This is a genomic window from Sphingobium sp., assembly GCF_041987595.1.
Lineage (GTDB): Bacteria > Pseudomonadota > Alphaproteobacteria > Sphingomonadales > Sphingomonadaceae > Sphingobium.
The window spans coordinates 11,682-27,367 of sequence record NZ_JBHIWJ010000053.1; the positions used below are offsets into that span (position 1 = coordinate 11,682).

Genomic DNA, 15,686 nt, shown 5'->3' on the forward strand with positions numbered 1-15,686 from the left:
GCTGAAGAAAACTCCGATGGAACGACGGTGCGCCGAACACGGCTTCGAACCTTCGAGGCGTTCCGCCGAACACGGCTTCGACCCTCTCAGGCGTTCCGCCGAACACGGCTTCACGCTGGTCGAACTGATGGTCGTCATCGTCATCATCGGCCTGCTGGCGACGATCGTGGCGATCAACGTCATCCCGGCGACCGACACGGCGCGGGTCGAAAAGGCCAAAGCCGACATCGCCACCATCGAACAGGCGCTGGAGCAATATCGGCTTGATAATCTGGCCTATCCGTCGGGGACGGACGGGCTGCAGGCGCTTCTCAACCCGCCTGCCTCGTTGGCCCAGCCGCAGCGTTACCGGCGGGGAGGCTATATCAAGAAGCTGCCGGACGACCCATGGGGCCGGCCCTATAATTACGCCGTGCCGGGGCGGAAGGGCGCGTTCGACATCAGTTCGTTGGGCGCGGACGGCCAGCCGGGCGGCGAGAATGAGAATGCCGACATCTATTCCAGCGAGCTTTGAGCGCTCGCAGGCAGGCTTCACCCTTGTCGAGCTGATGGTCGTGCTGACGATCATCGGCTTCATTTCGGCTGCCGTCGTTCTGTCGATCCCCGATCCGCGTGGCCGGGTGATCGAGGATGCCGACCGCTTTGCCGCGCGCGTGGCCGCCGCGCGCGACGAAGCGGTCGTGACGTCCCGGCCCATGGGGGTCTGGGTGTCGGCTTCGGGCTATGGTTTTCAGCGCCGCGACGGCGCGACATGGGTGCCCATGGAGGACAAGCCGTTCGTCACCGCCAACTGGAAGGCGGGCACGCGGGCACTGGTCGGCAAGGACGGACGGCAGCAGATCGGTTTTGACGGCACCGGTCTGCCCACAGATCCCATGACGGTGACGTTGGCGCGCGAGGGCGAGCGGATATCGGTTACGGTCGATATGGCCGGGAAGGTAGCCGTCGGTGGGTAATCTGACGCGGAGCAATGAGCGGGGCTTCACCCTTCTCGAAATGCTCGTTGCGCTTGCGGTGTTCAGCCTTGCGGCGCTGGCGCTGGTGCGCTTGCAGGGCGTTACGCTGCACACGGCCGCAGATCTGGACAGCAAGGCCATGGGGCAGATTGTCGCGCGCAACCTGATGGTGGAGGTGCAGAGCGATCCCGCACCGCCATCGGTCGGCAACGAAGAGGGTGAGGTTGAGAATGGCGGGCGGCGCTGGCATTGGGTGCGCGAGGTCAAGGCCACCGATGACAAGCGGCTTTTGCAGGTCAGTCTGGCGGTCGACGGACAGCCGGGCGCGTCGCCGGTCGTGCTGAGCTTTGTTCGGGCGGTGCAATGATGCAGGCGCCTGTTAACCAGGAGGTTGGCTTTACCCTGATCGAGCTGCTGGTCGCGCTCATGATCTTCGCCATGCTCGCCGCAGCGGGCGTGTTGTTGCTGGGCAACAGCGTCTCTGCGCAGGCGCAGATCAGGCTGCGGCTCGACGACATGGCGGCGGTGCAGCGGACGAACGGCGCCCTGTCGGCCGATCTGGGGCAGGCTGTACCGCGCATCAGCCGCACGGAAGCTGGGACGCTGGCGCCCGCTTTCTGGTCGCACGCGCAAGGGGAGGGCACGCCGGTTCTCCAGTTCGTGCGCGGCGGGTGGGACAATCTGGGCGATCTGCCGCGGCCTTCGCTGCAAAAGGTTGAATATTGGGTGCGGCAGGGTCGGCTGGAGCGGCGGACCTATGCGCAGATCGACGGCGCGGCGGGAGACGAACCGGCAGCGCTGCTCGATCATGTCGAAAATGTCGCGCTGCGTTTTCGCGACGCCGGGGGGGAATGGCGGGACGAGTGGGTGCCGACCCAGCCCGATCTGATGCCGCGTGCGGTGGAGATGACGGTGACGCGCACCGGCGAGCCGCCCGTGACCTTGCGCTTTCTGGTTGGGCCGGGACCGATGGAAAAGCCGGAGACCGAGGCCGTCAATGGCTGATCCTGTCGGGAAGAATGAACGTGGTGCGGCGCTGCTGACGGTATTGCTGCTGGTGGCGGTGATGGCGGTTGTCGCCTCCACCGCGCTGGAGCGGCTGGCGCTGGCGACGCGAATGACGGGCAATGGCGGCGCGATCGATCAGGCGCGGGCGTTCGCCGATGCCGGGATGGAGATCGCGCGCCTGCGCATCGGCGATCTGGTGGCCGCGAATCCGGGCAAGACCACGCTGGCGGGCAACTGGATGGGCACGCCGCAATCGATCCCCGTGCCGGGAGGCATGGCAACGGCGCGGGTAACGGACGGCGGCAATTGCTTCAATTTGAACAGCGTGGTGGCAGGCGAGAGCGAGGCGGATCTGAAGGTCAGGCCGGTCGGCGTGTCGCAATTTCAGGGGCTGTTGCAGGCGCTGGGCGTCGATGCGCGGCAGGCGCAGGTCGCGGCAGCCTCGCTGGCCGATTGGGTCGATACCGACGGCGTGCCGCAACCGGGCGGGGCGGAGGATGAGACCTATGCCCGTGCCGACCGGCCCTATCGCACCGCCAACCGCTTCATGGTCGATCCGAGCGAGCTTCGGGCCGTGAATGGCGTCACGCCCGCCATATATGCCTTGGTCCGGCCTTGGATCTGCGCCTTGCCGACTGCGGATCTGTCGCCGATCAATATCAATACCCTGCTGCCTGCCCAAGCGCCGCTGTTCGCCATGATGATGCAGGGACAGCTCAGCGTCGCGCAGGCGCGGCAATTGCTGGCGCAGCGGCCGGCGGAGGGTTACGGCAGCACCGTGGCATTCTGGGCCGCCCCGGCGCTGGCGGGTCTCAGTCCGCTGGCGGAAGTGTCCAATCAGGTCAAATTGACCACGGTTTTTTTCGGAGTGGAAGTGTCGGTGGATGTCGGGGGAACGCAGGTGGTCGAACGCGCGCTGATTGATGCGCGGCAAAGTCCGGCCACGTTGATACGCCGCAATTGGGGGACCGGCGCGTGAGTGGTGGCGAAGGACTGATCGTCGCGCTGGCGGAGGAGCCGGGGGTGGAGCCCTTATGGATGCGGGTCGCGGGCGGCGCCGTCGTGCAGACGGGTGTGGGGGCGAACTGGCTTGCAGCCTGCGGCCTGTCGTCCATACCGGATGACATGCAGGTGATGCTGGTGCCGCCCGCAGCGCTGGTGACGCTGCACTACCGGGCCTATCCAGACCTGCCCCCGCGGCAGGGACGGGCGGCGGCACGGCTGGCGGCGCTGGGCGATGCGATCTTGCCCGCCGACCAGCTCTTTGCCGTGGCCAACGAGAATGACGATCCGGCAAGACCGCATCTGGTCGCTGTCGCTTCGCGAGCGGATTTGCAGCATTGGCTGCTCTGGGCGCAGCATCATGGGCTGGACCCGGATCTGATCGTGCCCGCGCCCCTGCTGTTGCCGGAATCTGCGCAGGGTTTCCAGCGGGGCATCATTGGCGGTGTGCAGGTGTTGCGGAGCGCGGAGATGGCCTTGGCTGGTGATCTGGCGCTGCCGGAACTGATCGGGGATGCACCGGTGCAGGATGTGCCACCCGAAGCGATCAACGCCCAGGCGATTGCGGCGCTCGACAATCCGCCGATCGACATGCGGCAGGGTGATTTCGCCAAGCGCGTGCGGCGGCCCTTCGACAGGCGGACTCTGGGCCGGATTGTGCTGTGGAGCGGGACGATCCTGCTCGCGAGTCTGTTGATTGCGCTGGTCGGCCTCGCCAAGCAGCATTTCGAGGCCGGCCGTCTGGATGCCGACAGTCTGGCGCGGGCGCAGCAGGTGGTGCCGGGCGTGACGGATCTGACGCAGGCTGAGGCGGAAATGGACCGTCAGCTCGCGGCGCGGGGGGCGGGGGGCTATGCCTTCACGGCGCCCGTCGCAGGGTTGCTGAACGCGATGCAGGATGCGCCGGGCGTGTCGCTGACCGCACTGTCGCGCGATCCGGACGGGATGATCCGTGCAACATTGGCGGCGGCGAAGGGGGATGACATCAATATCGTGCTGCTGAGCCTTCAGGCTTCGGGCTTTACGATCACGGCAACGCCTTCGCAGGACCCCGGCGGGCGTGTGCTGGCGGATATTACGGTGCGGTCATGATGGAACGGCTGAAGTTGCTTTGGGAGGAACGCTCCCCCCGCGAACAGTGGATGCTGGGCGTAATGCTCGGATTGCTGGCGGTCGTGATCCTGTTGCTGGGCGTGCTGAGGCCCCTGAACGATGCGCGGCTTTCGGTAGCCGATGCCCTACGCGACGCGACGGGTCGTAATGCGGCGATCCGGGTCAAGGTGAAGCTGCTGAAATCGCTGCCGCGTTCGGCGCAGGCGGCGGATGGCTCCGCTGCGCTGGATCAGTTCGTCGGCCAGAGCGCGGGCGAGGCCGGGCTGACGCTGGAGCGGGCGCAGGGCACGGACCGGCTGGACATGGCGATTGCTTCGGTGCGGCCGGTGGCGTTGCTGTCCTGGCTGGCGGCGCTGGAGGCGCAAGGCATCCGCGTCGAAACCATGAGCGTGCGACCTGCGCCGGTGGCGGGCAGCGTGTCGGTGCAGGCGGTGCTGGTGCGGGGAGGGGAGAGATGATGGGCCTTCACCTTTCGCGTCGGACGCGGATCGGGCTGATTGTCCTGTTTGCGCTGGGTTTCCTCATTTTTCTTCCGATGCGCATGGCTTTGGGCATGGCGGGTCTGGACCGGCTGGGCGTTGCGGCGCGGGATGTGCGGGGCACGGTCTGGAGCGGCGGGATCGACCAGTTGATGCTGGGCGCGACCTCGCTGGGATCGGTCAATGCCGGCGTGTCGCCGCTGTCGCTGCTGATGGGGCGGGCGCGCTTCGACATGTGGCGGCGCAATGGCGCGGCCGATGATTGGAGCGGGGCGATGACGGTCGGCTTCGGGCGGATCGGCATCGATGATGTGACGGGGGCACTGCCGCTGGGGCGGACCTTTGCGCCGCTGCCGGTGAGCAGCTTGGTCATGGAGGATGTCACGGCCTATTTTGCGGGCGATCGCTGCGGCCATGCCGAGGGGCGGGTCCGGGCGCAGATGGCCGGGCAGTTTCCGGGACTTAATCTGACGCAGGGGCTTTCCGGCGTGGCAAGCTGCGATGGGGAGGCGCTGCTGCTGCCTCTGGTCAGCCAGTCGGGGCTGGAAAAGGTCAATCTGCGAATCTGGCGTTCGGGCCGCTATGTTGCGGAAATGCGGGTCGAGACGGCGGACGCGGCCTTGGGCGAGGCGCTCGCCAAGGCGGGCTTTGCCGAGGCCGGAAGCGTGCGTGTGCTGAAGATCGAAGGAACGTTGTGATCCATCCTCTTGCCGCCATGCTGGGCGGTGTCGCCGGGGCGATATCCGGCAGTTTCCTCGCTACGCTGATCCTGCGCTGGCCGCAGGGGCGGCGCGTAGCGCGCGGGCGCTCGGCCTGCGACGGGTGCGGGCGGGTGCTGGGCGTTCGGGATCTGGTGCCGTTGCTGAGCGCACTGGTGCAGGGCGGCAAGTGCCGAACCTGCGGCGCGGCGATCGATCCGCTGCATGGGCGGGTGGAGGCGAGCTGCGCCGTCATCGGCGCGCTGGCCTTGGGTCTTGTGCCGGATCCGGGCGGCTTGGGTTGGGCTTTGCTGGGATGGCTGCTGCTGACACTGGCGGTGTTGGACAAGCGGCATTTCTGGCTGCCCGATGCGTTAACCCTGCCGCTGGCCTTTCTGGGCTTCACCATCGGATTGTGGACCACGGATATCGCGATGGCGGACCGGGTGATCGGAGCGGTGGCGGGCTATGCCATGCTGTTGATCGTCGCGCTGGGTTATCGGGCGTTGCGTGGGCGCGAGGGACTGGGGCTGGGGGACGCGAAGCTGCTTGGCGCACTGGGGGCCTGGTTCGGCTGGCAGGCCTTGCCCTTCATCCTGCTGCTGGCGGCGAGCCTGGGGTTGGCTGCGGTTCTGGCGGCGATGTCGGTGGGTCGCTCGATCGGTGGCGCCACGCGTGTTCCGCTGGGGACTTTCCTGAGCATGGCCGCAGTGCCGGGGTGGTGGCTCTCCGCGCTGGCGCTCGGCTCGTAAGGGAATTTTTCAAAACCGCATCAAACCCGTTGACCCATCCGTCTGCGCTGCTTATAGCGCCGCCTCACCGCAGGGCATCGCCCGCGAGATGCCCTTGGGGCGGAGTAGCTCAGCTGGTTAGAGCAGCGGAATCATAATCCGCGTGTCGGGGGTTCAAGTCCCTCCTCCGCTACCATAATTTTTACGAAATCAGCATGTTGGCGATCTTTCCTGCGATCCGTTCAAAGGCTCCGCTTTCCTTGCATCGCGGAAAATTTGCCTGACGCTGGACCATCCCCGCTTTTTTGGGCTTGCAATCCTTCCTGTGCGTTGCACTAATGTTGCAATGCACAACCAGCCATACTGGCTGAGGGAGGATCGACACTTTGCCCTTCCACGAAATGTTTGAGCCTGATGGTTCGATACGTCCTTGTTATGCCGAAGTGCAGAATTGGGTGGAGCGAACCGGCATAGCCGGGCTCAATCGTCGAATGGATGAGGCGGAAGCGATCTTCCGGCGGATCGGCATTACCTTTGCCGTTTATGGTGAGGGTGGCGATCCGGAGCGGCTGATCCCCTTCGACCTGTTGCCGCGCATCTTCACGGGCCAGGAATGGCGCGTGCTGGATAAGGGTATCCGCCAGCGGGCCCGGGCGCTCAACGCCTTTCTGCACGACGTCTATCATCGCGGCGAAATTGTGAAGGCAGGTATCATGCCCGCCGACATCATCTACCAGAACAGTGCCTATCTGGCGGAAATGGCCGACTTCACCCCGCCTGGGAAGGTCTACAGCCATATCGTCGGCATCGATATCGTCCGCACCGGGCCGACGCGCTTTGAGGTGCTGGAGGATAATTGCCGCACACCCTCCGGCGTTTCCTACATGCTGGAGAATCGCGAGATCATGACACGCATGTTCCCCGAACTGTTCGCGCAGGGGATCGTGGCGCCGGTCGACGATTATCCGGCGGAATTGCTGAGGAGCCTCAAGGAGGTCGCGCCGCCTGCCTGCAAGGGCGATCCCGTCGTAGTTGTGCTGACACCGGGATCGCTCAACAGCGCTTATTATGAGCATAGCTTCCTTGCCGACCTGATGGGCGTGGAACTGGTCGAACCAGCCGATCTGTTCGTCGACAATGACCGGGTGTGGATGAAGACCACGCTAGGGCCGAAAGCGGTGGACGTCATCTATCGCCGCATCGACGATGAATATATCGACCCGCTCGTATTCCGGCCTGACAGCCTGCTGGGCGTGCCGGGGATCTTCAACGTCTATCGCAATGGCGGGGTGACGCTGGCGTCGGCGCCCGGATCGGGAATTGCGGACGACAAGGCCGTGTACATCTACGTGCCGGAGATGATCCGTTTCTATCTGGGCGAGCAGCCGATCCTGGACAATATCCAGACCTGGCAGTGCGGCAAGCCTGATGAATGCGCTTATGTGCTGGAAAATCTGCACGATCTGGTGGCCAAGGAAGTCCATGGATCGGGTGGTTACGGCATGTTGATCGGGCCGAAATCCACCAAGGACGAGATCGCCGCCTATGCCGAGCGGATCAAGGCCAATCCCGGCGAGTTCATCGCTCAGCCGACGCTGGACCTGTCCACCGTGCCGACGCTCGGCCCGGCGGCGGTGGTCGGGCGACATGCGGATTTCCGGCCCTATTGTCTGGTGGGCAAGCAGATCAGGTTGGTGCCCGGCGGCTTGACCCGCGTGGCGCTGACCGAAGGGTCGCTCGTCGTGAACTCCAGCCAGGGCGGCGGGGTGAAGGACACCTGGGTATTGCAGGACTGATCGGATGCTGAGCCGGACCGCCGAAAATCTCTTCTGGATGGCACGCTATATGGAGCGTGCCGAGGCCACAGCTCGCCTGCTGACCATGGGTCAGCGCATGGCGATCCTGCCCGGCGCGCATCACCGCGATGAGTGGCGGTCTGTGGTGCGGGCGACGGGCGCGCTCAACCATTTCCCTGAAGGCGCGCAGGTGACGGAGAGCGATGCGATCGAGTTTCTGATGCTCGACATCGAGAACCCCTCCTCGATCCGATCCTGCCTGCTCAAGGCCCGCGCCAATGCCAAGTCGGCGCGGACCATGTTGACGCAGGATATGTGGGAGGCGCTGAACGAGGGTTGGCGCAAGCTGGACAGCTATGATGTTGTCGAGGCGCGGCAGCAGCTTCCGGCGTTGATCGACTGGGTCAAGACGCGGGTGATGACCTTTCGCGGCGCGGCCCATTCGGGGCAGTTGCGTAATGAGGGCCATGACTTTCTGCGCACCGGTTCTGCGCTGGAGCGGGCGCAAATGACGCTGCGGCTGCTTGACATCAAATATTATGTGCTGCTGCCCGAGACCGAGGTGATTGGCGGTAATCGCGACCATTATCAGTGGACGTCCGTACTCTATGCGCTGTCGGGGGCGCGCGCCTTCCACCATGTCTACGGTGGCACTTACACCCCCTGGCAGATCACCGACTTTCTGATGCTGAACCGGCTGTTTCCGCGCAGCGTCGCCTATTGCTACGATCAACTTGCCTACCGGCTCAATCGTCTCGCCGGGTGGCATGACGCGCGGGCGGCCTGTCATGACACCGTGCGGCAGATGGTAGCCGATCTGGAGAAGCTCGACAGCGGAGAGATCTTCCGCATAGGCCTGCATGAAACGATCCAGAACGGCCTGATGACCACCAACCGGCTGGGCACGGAAATCGCTCAGGCCTATCATTTCGGCTGAAGAGAGGGGGACAGATGAAACTGCTCGTCCGCCACCAGACCATCTATCGTTATGAAGCGTCCGCCGGGCGGGTGGCCATGCGCCTGAAGCTGATGCCGGTCGATACGCCCGCGCAGAAGGTGCTGGACTGGCAGGTCAGCGTGAATGGCGAGGCGCTGACCAGCTTTCGTCCGAACAGCTATGGCGAGATGGAGGCGATCTGGGTTCGGCATGACAGGACGGACAATGCCGTGATCGTCGCGGAAGGGCTGGTCGAGACGCGGGAAAGCCATGGTGTCGTCGGCTGGCTCGGCTGCCCCGTCCATCCCCGCTATTTCCTGCGTGAGACGAAGCTGACCACGGCGTCCGATGCTATCCGGGCGATGGCGCTGGCGCTGCCCGATGAGGATGGGCCGCTGGCGCGGCTGCATGCGCTGTCCGCAGCGGTGAGCGATGCAGTCGCCTATCGCAGCGGCGTGACTACGGCGACAACCACGGCGGCGGAGGCCTTTGCGCTGGGGGCGGGCGTGTGTCAGGACCATGCGCAGGTGTTCATCGCAGGGGCGCGGGCGATGGGGATTCCGGCGCGCTATGTGTCGGGCTATCTGCTCGCCGATGGGGCCGATGTGCTGCATGAAACCCATGGCTGGGCAGAGGCGTTGGTGCCCGAACTGGGCTGGATCGGGTTCGATCCGTCAAATCGGGTCTGCGTGACGGAGCGTTATCTGCGGATCGCCTGCGGATTGGATGCCGATGAGGCAGCACCGATTCGGGGTTCCGTGACGGTTGCGGGCGATATCTGGATTGACGCGGACGTCCGGATCGCGCAGGCGGAGGACGGGGTGGAGGAGCGGCAGCTGCAAAGACAGCAACAACAGATCGCTCAGCCAGTCCCGACGCAGGACTGAAGCGGGAACCGAGATGACCTATTGCGTGGCGGTGCGCGTTGACCAGGGGCTGGTCATGCTGTCCGACACCCGCACCAATGCGGGGATGGACAATATTGCGCGCTTCCGGAAGAGTTTCACCTACAGCGTTCCCGGCGAGCGCGCGATCACCATGATGTGTTCGGGCAACCTGTCGATCACCCAGGGGGTGAAGGCAATGCTGGGACGCGCAATCAAGGACGCGGCGCTCGATCCCGAGGTGGAGACGATCCTCAACTGCCCGACCATGCACCGCGTTGCGCAGATAGTGGGCGAAGCGATGTGCGCCATGCAGGGCCGCTATCGCAGCACGATCGAGATGCAGGGTGCGGCGGCGGACGCCTCCATCCTGATCGCCGGGCAGCGCAAGGGTGGCAAGCCGCGGCTCTACCTCATCTATTCGGCGGGCAATTTCATCGAAGCGACCGAGGACACGCCCTTTTTCCAGATTGGCGAGCATAAATATGGCAAGCCGATCCTGGACCGCATCATAAAGCGGGAAACCAGCCTGGAGGATGCGACCAAGGCGGTGTTGGTGTCGATGGATTCGACCCTGCGTTCCAACCTGTCGGTCGGCATGCCGCTGGATCTGACCGTGATCGAGCGCGACAGGTTCGACTTTCGCGTTCGCACCCGGATCGAGGCGGATAATGAGGAATTCCAGCTCCTCTCGCACAGCTGGTCCGCGGCGCTGCGGAAGGGGTTCGAGGACCTGCCCAACGTGATTGACTGAATTCTCCTGAAGCTTCTGCTTCTCGCCCTTCAAGCAAATCCATGGCTTGCGCCTGTGTCCGCGCGGCCTATCTCATCCCGACACACGAATCGCAGCCGGAAAGACGTTCATGACCGCAACCCATTCGACCCGCATGCTGATCCTCGGTTCCGGTCCGGCCGGCCTGTCTGCCGCCATTTACGGCGCGCGCGCTGGTCTGGCGCCGATCGTGGTGCAGGGCATGCAGCCGGGTGGGCAACTCACCATCACCACCGACGTCGAAAATTATCCGGGCTTCCGCGACGTCATTCAGGGACCGTGGCTCATGGAGCAGATGCAGGCGCAGGCCGAGCATGTCGGTGCGCAGATGATGTACGACCAGATCGTCGACGTCGACCTGTCCGAGCGGCCCTTCCGCCTGAAGGGCGACAGCGGCACGCTTTATTATGCCGACAGTCTGGTGATCGCGACCGGCGCGCAGGCCAAGTGGCTGGGCGCCGAGGGGGAGCAGCTTTTGCAGGGCAAGGGCGTGTCGGCCTGCGCGACCTGCGACGGCTTCTTCTATCGCGGCAAGAAGGTGGTGGTGATCGGCGGCGGCAATACCGCGGTCGAGGAAGCGCTTTATCTCACCAATCACAGCCATGATGTCACCCTGATCCACCGCCGCGACTCGCTGCGGGCGGAGAAAATTCTCCAGCAGCGCCTGTTCGCGCATCCGAACATCAAGGTGTTCTGGAATCAGGCGGTCGAGCGCTTTGTCGGCGGCGGCAATCCCGAAGGGCTGGTGGGCGTCGACCTGGTCGATACGGTGACGGGCCACAAATCGCATATCGAGACGGATGGCGCCTTCGTGGCGATCGGGCACCAGCCCGCGACCGAGCTTTTCGTCGACAAGCTGCCGATGGATGAGGGCTATCTGCTGGTTGAAAAGGGCACGACCAGGACCGCTGTTCCGGGCGTGTTCGCGGCGGGCGACGTCAGCGACAAGGTCTATCGTCAGGCGGTAACGGCGGCCGGCATGGGCTGCATGGCCGCGCTGGATGTCGAGAAGTTCCTCGCCGAAGCCGATTTCGAGGCAGTCGCTGCGGAGTAAGAAGGACTTTGCGGGTCAGGGCGCAATCCCTGACCTATCGCACGCTCTTCATCGGGAATCTTAATTCCCGGCCTTTGCTTCGGCGAAGGCAAGCAGCGTACCGAAAGTTTCGAAGGTCTCGCCGTCAATATCGTCATCCTCAATCAGGATGGCGAATCGGTCCTCCATTTCGGTGAGCAGGCCTGCGACGGCCATGGAGTCCAGCTCCGGCAGCGCCCCGAACAGGGGCGTGTCGAGGTCGAACGCGTCGACCCGATCCTGAGACAGGCCCAGCACATCGCGCAGCAATGCGCGCATTAGCGTTTCGATATCCATTGTCCGGTCGACCGGCTGAGTATTTTCCGCCCGCATGATGGGCGCCTACCTAATCGTTCCGGCACTAACCTACAAGCGCGGAAATGGCTGTGCGCGCGGCGGGAAGCCAGGTGGAGGCGAATCTCGGATTGAAGAAGTCGAGGCGGTGGAGGACTTCACGATCCTCCATCCAGTCGGTCTTATAGCCATTGTCGCCAGTGCCATAGTCGATCAGGTCCACTCGATCCCCGTCAATCGCTGCGGCGAACATGGCGTGGCTGAGGAGGCTGCCGGGGGATGCGCCGTCAAAGGCCCGATCATGGGCGAGCTTGTGAATGAGGGCGGTGCCGTTCTCGACCGTCCACAGTTGGGCCGCGACCGGCTGTTCCCCGATGCGTGCAAAGCCGAGGCGCAAGGTCCCGGCGGCGCTTTCCCGCTCGGCAAGGTCGCGCAGGAAGAGGGGGCTGGGTTCGGGCTGTTTCCAACTACGGTCATGCATGGCGAGATAGTCGCGCCACAAGGCATCGGTCAGTCTGTCGGTGATGTTCATCGTGAAGCGGCCGGCGCGGCTCTTGCGGCTGATGAGGGTACGCAGCCGCCCGGGGCGCGTGGCCCAATAATCTTCGAAGCAGCGGCCGTTGAGGCGCAGCAGATGCCGCCCGCCCATGGGCCGCCGCACCCCGAACCAGCCGCCCCTGCGGAAGGCTTCAAGCAGCAGGGCGGCTCTATCCGCCACCGGATACAGGTCGATCCGGGCGCTGTCCTTCAACAGATATTGGGCAAGAACTTCGATCAGGCGGCGCTGGGTGGCTCCGTCCGGCCCGCCGAGAAAGCGGGGCGACCAGTCGAAACTGTACCAGTTGGCGAGCGCGCTCAGCCTTCCGGGGGCGGTGCAGCGCAGGAACAGCCAGAGCTGATGCTCGCCCTCCATGGCCTGAAGGATGCGGACGGGTTCGTGGGGAAAACAATGGGCGTGGAGCGATTCGAACCAGTCGATCCGGTCGAACAGCGACGGTGTGCAGGCGCGGTCGAATGCGCCGGACAGCGCCAGACGCGCATCCTTCACGCTTCGATATTCCCTTGTGACCAGCAAACCTCTATCTCCCCGGCAACATCATGAGGGTTAGAAGAAAAGTCTGGAGATGGAGTTAAGCGATCCCCTGGCGCAAACGGTCGATGGCGTGGACGTGTCGCCCATCGATCATGTGTTGCTGCGCGGTGATCCGGCACGGCCTGCACTGGATGGCCGGTCGGGCACGCAGAGCTACGCCGAGCTGGAACGGACATTGGGGCGGCTGGCCGGCTGGCTGGCCGGCTTCGGGCTGGAGCCGGGCGCGCGAGTCGCGAGCTGGATTGCCAAGGGGCCGGTTGCCGCCTTGATGCCGCTGGCCGCGCCACGGTCGGGGCTGGTGCATGTGCCGATCAATCCGCTGCTCAAACATGCTCAGGTCGCTCACATATTGGATGATAGCGGGGCCGCGTTGCTGATCGGAACGGCGAGTCGGCTCGGCACGCTGGCGCCCGGCGATGTGCCTGCGGGGTGCCAGCTCCATCGGGAGGATGACGCGGCGGGTGCAATGAGCGGGGGCGACGCGTTGGGACCGTCCGGCGCGGGACCGGAAGATCTGGCGGCGATCCTTTACACCAGCGGTTCGACCGGGCGGCCCAAGGGGGTGATGCTGAGCCACGCCAATTTGTGGCTGGGTGCTGCGTCGGTCGCTGGCTATCTGGGGATGAAGGCGGAGGACCGGACCCTCTGCGTGCTGCCCTTCAGCTTCGATTATGGGCAAAATCAGCTGTTTTCCACCTGGTTTGCAGGGGGATGCGTCTATCCGCTCGACTATCTGACGCCGCGGGATGTGGTGAAGTCGGTGGATCGGCGGGATATCACGACGCTGGCGGGCGTGCCGCCGCTCTGGGTGCAACTGACCGAACTGGAATGGCCCGCCGAGGTGGCGGGGAAGCTCAAGCGGCTGACCAACAGCGGCGGGGCGCTGACCCGGCCATTGGTGGCGAAGCTGCGGGCGCTGTTTCCCAGGGCGGACCTCTATCCCATGTATGGGCTGACCGAGGCGTTCCGGTCGACCTTTCTGCCGCCTGCGTTGGTTGACAGCCATCCCGACAGCATGGGATCGGCCATTCCCCATGCCGAGATATTGGTGGTGCGCCCCGACGGCAGCCTGACCGATGCGGGTGAGCCGGGCGAGCTGGTGCACTGCGGACCCTTGGTCGCGCAGGGTTATTGGCGCGATCTGGTGCGGACGGCGGAGCGGTTCAAACCTGCGCCCGCGACCTCGCGCTATGGCGGTATGGCGGTGTGGTCGGGCGATACGGTGCGGCGGGACGGGGACGGCCTGCTCTATTTTGTCGGGCGCGACGATGCGATGATCAAGTCGGCGGGCAATCGCATCAGCCCGACCGAGATCGAGGAAGCGGCCGTCGCCGTGCACGGCATGGTCGAGGCGGTGGCGCTGGGTGTCAGGGATGAGCGGCTGGGACAGGCGGTGCTGTTGCTGTTGCGTGGTGCTTCGGCGGAGCTAAAGGCGGATGTGGAGGCGCGGCTGAAGGCCGAGCTCCCCAATTTCATGCAGCCCCGCGAGATCGTCATGGTTCCAGAATTTCCCCGCAATCCCAACGGCAAGATCGATCGGGTGGCGCTGGCCAAGGAGTATGGGGCATGAAGCCGATGGGGCCGATCCCGCCTTTCTTTTCCGGCGAAGAGGGCATGTTGCTGATCGGCGGCTGCGGCGCAGCCAGTCTGGTGGATGAAGCGGGGGACACGCCGCTGTTTGTCTATGACATGGGCATCATCGAGGCGCAGGTGAAGGCCCTTCGTGATGCCATGCCGCCGGCACTGTCGATCCATTACGCGGTGAAGGCCAACCCCTATGCGCCGCTGCTGGAGCGGATGGCGAAGCTGGTCGATGGCTTCGATGTCGCGTCCGGGGGTGAGCTGATGCGGGCGCTGGAAGCGGGGATGGACGCGGCGCACACCAGCTTCGCCGGGCCGGGAAAGCGCGATGATGAACTGGCTGTCGCGATCAGTAGCGGCGCGACGATCAATCTGGAATCGGAGGGGGAGGCGCGACGCGCCATCGCCATTGCCGAGCGGCGCGGACAGGTGCCGAAGCTGGCGGTACGGGTGAATCCGGATTTCGACCTCAAGGGATCAGGCATGCGCATGGGCGGAGGGGCCAAGCCCTTCGGTGTCGATGCCGAGCGGGCGGCCGATCTGGCGCGCTGGGTGATCGATGCGGGCGCCGACTGGCGGGGATGGCATATCTTTGCAGGATCGCAGGCTCTGGACGAGGGCGCGCTGATCGAGACGCAGGCGGCGACCATCGGTCTGGCGACTCGCCTGTGCGAAACCGTGGGCATGACGCCGCCGCTGGTCAATCTGGGCGGCGGGTTCGGGATTCCTCATTTCCCCGGGGACGAGCGGCTGGATATCCGGCCGATTGGCGAAGCTTTGGGGACTTTGCTCGATGGCCGGGCCGATATCCTTCGGGGCAGCGAGTTCGCGATTGAACTCGGCCGCTGGCTGGTGGGTGAAGCGGGGGTCTATCTGACCCGCGTGGTCGATGTGAAGAAAAGCCAGGGCGAAACCTTCGTCGTGGTCGATGGCGGGCTGCATCACCAACTGGCCGCCAGCGGCAATTTTGGGACAGTGGTGCGGCGCAACTATCCCATCGCCGTCGCTAACCGCTTTGGCGAGGCGCCATCTCAGGAAGCCGTGACTGTTGTGGGCTGTCTCTGCACGCCGATGGACAAGCTGGGCGACAAGGTCGGGCTGCCGCCAATCGTGGAGGGCGACCTGATCGCGATTTTCATTGCCGGGGCTTATGGCGCCTCCGCCAGCCCCACCGCTTTTCTTGGTCATCCCAGTGCTGGACAGCTTTTACTTGGCTGATTTGCCAAGAACTTAACTCCTAACGGTATCTTTACCCTTTGCAGGCAAGAAG

General features: G+C 64.7%; 18 protein-coding genes and 1 tRNA gene. 17 read left to right on the forward strand and 2 right to left on the reverse strand.

Features of this window, described 5'->3' with window-relative positions; translation table 11 throughout:
• The first annotated feature begins 16 nt into the window (after positions 1–16).
• The 15 genes from gspG (at position 17) to trxB (ending at position 11,430) form a co-directional block, all read left to right on the forward strand.
• Positions 17–514: a type II secretion system major pseudopilin GspG gene (gene gspG, locus ACFC3J_RS14020; RefSeq protein WP_375196794.1), complete on the forward strand. Its 498-nt coding sequence runs from the start codon at positions 17–19 to the stop codon at positions 512–514.
• On the forward strand, positions 486–956 hold the full coding sequence (locus ACFC3J_RS14025) for a GspH/FimT family pseudopilin (protein ID WP_375196778.1): 471 nt from the start codon (positions 486–488) through the stop codon (positions 954–956). Before gspG ends, ACFC3J_RS14025 begins: the two co-directional genes overlap by 29 nt.
• Positions 949–1,323 carry a type II secretion system minor pseudopilin GspI gene (gene gspI / locus ACFC3J_RS14030; protein WP_375196779.1) on the forward strand — a complete coding sequence of 125 codons (375 nt, stop codon included), beginning with the start codon at positions 949–951 and terminating at the stop codon, positions 1,321–1,323. The genes ACFC3J_RS14025 and gspI overlap by 8 nt, the downstream gene beginning before the upstream one ends.
• A complete protein-coding gene (gene gspJ / locus ACFC3J_RS14035) occupies positions 1,323–1,961 on the forward strand; it encodes a type II secretion system minor pseudopilin GspJ (RefSeq protein ID WP_375196795.1) in 639 nt (212 codons plus the stop codon). The genes gspI and gspJ overlap by 1 nt, the downstream gene beginning before the upstream one ends.
• A complete protein-coding gene (gspK, locus tag ACFC3J_RS14040; RefSeq protein ID WP_375196780.1) occupies positions 1,954–2,943 on the forward strand; it encodes a type II secretion system minor pseudopilin GspK in 990 nt (329 codons plus the stop codon). The genes gspJ and gspK overlap by 8 nt, the downstream gene beginning before the upstream one ends.
• A complete protein-coding gene (gene gspL / locus ACFC3J_RS14045; RefSeq protein WP_375196781.1) occupies positions 2,940–4,058 on the forward strand; it encodes a type II secretion system protein GspL in 1,119 nt (372 codons plus the stop codon). The genes gspK and gspL overlap by 4 nt, the downstream gene beginning before the upstream one ends.
• Positions 4,055–4,537, forward strand: a complete 483-nt coding sequence (gene gspM / locus ACFC3J_RS14050; protein ID WP_375196782.1) for a type II secretion system protein GspM — start codon at positions 4,055–4,057, stop codon at positions 4,535–4,537. Before gspL ends, gspM begins: the two co-directional genes overlap by 4 nt.
• On the forward strand, positions 4,534–5,256 hold the full coding sequence (gene gspN / locus ACFC3J_RS14055; protein WP_375196783.1) for a type II secretion system protein N: 723 nt from the start codon (positions 4,534–4,536) through the stop codon (positions 5,254–5,256). Before gspM ends, gspN begins: the two co-directional genes overlap by 4 nt.
• A complete protein-coding gene (locus ACFC3J_RS14060) occupies positions 5,253–6,008 on the forward strand; it encodes a prepilin peptidase (RefSeq protein ID WP_375196784.1) in 756 nt (251 codons plus the stop codon). Before gspN ends, ACFC3J_RS14060 begins: the two co-directional genes overlap by 4 nt.
• A 98-nt stretch (positions 6,009–6,106) precedes the next feature.
• A tRNA-Met gene (locus ACFC3J_RS14065) sits at positions 6,107–6,183 on the forward strand.
• Between the two features lie 190 nt (positions 6,184–6,373).
• Complete coding sequence (locus tag ACFC3J_RS14070) at positions 6,374–7,783, forward strand: circularly permuted type 2 ATP-grasp protein (protein ID WP_375196785.1); 1,410 nt, start codon at positions 6,374–6,376, stop codon at positions 7,781–7,783.
• 4 nt (positions 7,784–7,787) lie between these two features.
• A complete protein-coding gene (locus tag ACFC3J_RS14075; RefSeq protein ID WP_375196786.1) occupies positions 7,788–8,720 on the forward strand; it encodes an alpha-E domain-containing protein in 933 nt (310 codons plus the stop codon).
• A 14-nt stretch (positions 8,721–8,734) separates the two neighbouring features.
• The gene (locus ACFC3J_RS14080; RefSeq protein ID WP_375196787.1) at positions 8,735–9,607 is read left to right on the forward strand and encodes a transglutaminase domain-containing protein; all 873 of its coding nucleotides are present in this window, start codon (positions 8,735–8,737) and stop codon (positions 9,605–9,607) included.
• Between the two features lie 13 nt (positions 9,608–9,620).
• Complete coding sequence (locus tag ACFC3J_RS14085; protein ID WP_375196788.1) at positions 9,621–10,358, forward strand: peptidase; 738 nt, start codon at positions 9,621–9,623, stop codon at positions 10,356–10,358.
• 109 nt (positions 10,359–10,467) lie between these two features.
• On the forward strand, positions 10,468–11,430 hold the full coding sequence (trxB, locus tag ACFC3J_RS14090; protein ID WP_375196789.1) for a thioredoxin-disulfide reductase: 963 nt from the start codon (positions 10,468–10,470) through the stop codon (positions 11,428–11,430).
• A 60-nt stretch (positions 11,431–11,490) separates the two neighbouring features.
• On the opposite strand, the gene ACFC3J_RS14095 is transcribed toward trxB, so the two are convergent.
• A complete protein-coding gene (locus ACFC3J_RS14095; RefSeq protein WP_375196790.1) occupies positions 11,491–11,781 on the reverse strand; it encodes an acyl carrier protein in 291 nt (96 codons plus the stop codon).
• 28 nt (positions 11,782–11,809) lie between these two features.
• Entirely contained in the window at positions 11,810–12,817 is a 1,008-nt protein-coding gene (locus tag ACFC3J_RS14100; RefSeq protein WP_375196791.1) for a GNAT family N-acetyltransferase, read from the reverse strand.
• A gap of 49 nt (positions 12,818–12,866) precedes the next feature.
• On the opposite strand from ACFC3J_RS14100, the gene ACFC3J_RS14105 reads away from it, so the two are divergent.
• Positions 12,867–14,405, forward strand: a complete 1,539-nt coding sequence (locus ACFC3J_RS14105; RefSeq protein ID WP_375196792.1) for an acyl-CoA ligase (AMP-forming), exosortase A system-associated — start codon at positions 12,867–12,869, stop codon at positions 14,403–14,405.
• Positions 14,402–15,634, forward strand: coding sequence for a pyridoxal-dependent decarboxylase, exosortase A system-associated (locus ACFC3J_RS14110; protein WP_375196793.1), 1,233 nt, complete (start codon positions 14,402–14,404; stop codon positions 15,632–15,634). The genes ACFC3J_RS14105 and ACFC3J_RS14110 overlap by 4 nt, the downstream gene beginning before the upstream one ends.
• Positions 15,635–15,686 lie beyond the last annotated feature (52 nt).

Bases quoted from the DNA above. Each gene is read 5' to 3' on its own strand.
- gspG (WP_375196794.1), top strand. From the start codon at position 17: ATGGAACGACGGTGCGCCGAACACGGCTTCGAACCTTCGAGGCGTTCC.
- ACFC3J_RS14025 (WP_375196778.1), top strand. From the start codon at position 486: ATGCCGACATCTATTCCAGCGAGCTTTGAGCGCTCGCAGGCAGGCTTC.
- gspJ (WP_375196795.1), top strand. From the start codon at position 1,323: ATGCAGGCGCCTGTTAACCAGGAGGTTGGCTTTACCCTGATCGAGCTG.
- gspK (WP_375196780.1), top strand. From the start codon at position 1,954: ATGGCTGATCCTGTCGGGAAGAATGAACGTGGTGCGGCGCTGCTGACG.
- gspM (WP_375196782.1), top strand. From the start codon at position 4,055: ATGATGGAACGGCTGAAGTTGCTTTGGGAGGAACGCTCCCCCCGCGAA.
- gspN (WP_375196783.1), top strand. From the start codon at position 4,534: ATGATGGGCCTTCACCTTTCGCGTCGGACGCGGATCGGGCTGATTGTC.
- ACFC3J_RS14075 (WP_375196786.1), top strand. From the start codon at position 7,788: ATGCTGAGCCGGACCGCCGAAAATCTCTTCTGGATGGCACGCTATATG.
- ACFC3J_RS14080 (WP_375196787.1), top strand. From the start codon at position 8,735: ATGAAACTGCTCGTCCGCCACCAGACCATCTATCGTTATGAAGCGTCC.
- ACFC3J_RS14085 (WP_375196788.1), top strand. From the start codon at position 9,621: ATGACCTATTGCGTGGCGGTGCGCGTTGACCAGGGGCTGGTCATGCTG.
- trxB (WP_375196789.1), top strand. From the start codon at position 10,468: ATGACCGCAACCCATTCGACCCGCATGCTGATCCTCGGTTCCGGTCCG.
- ACFC3J_RS14095 (WP_375196790.1), bottom strand. From the start codon at position 11,781: ATGCGGGCGGAAAATACTCAGCCGGTCGACCGGACAATGGATATCGAA.
- ACFC3J_RS14105 (WP_375196792.1), top strand. From the start codon at position 12,867: ATGGAGTTAAGCGATCCCCTGGCGCAAACGGTCGATGGCGTGGACGTG.
- ACFC3J_RS14110 (WP_375196793.1), top strand. From the start codon at position 14,402: ATGAAGCCGATGGGGCCGATCCCGCCTTTCTTTTCCGGCGAAGAGGGC.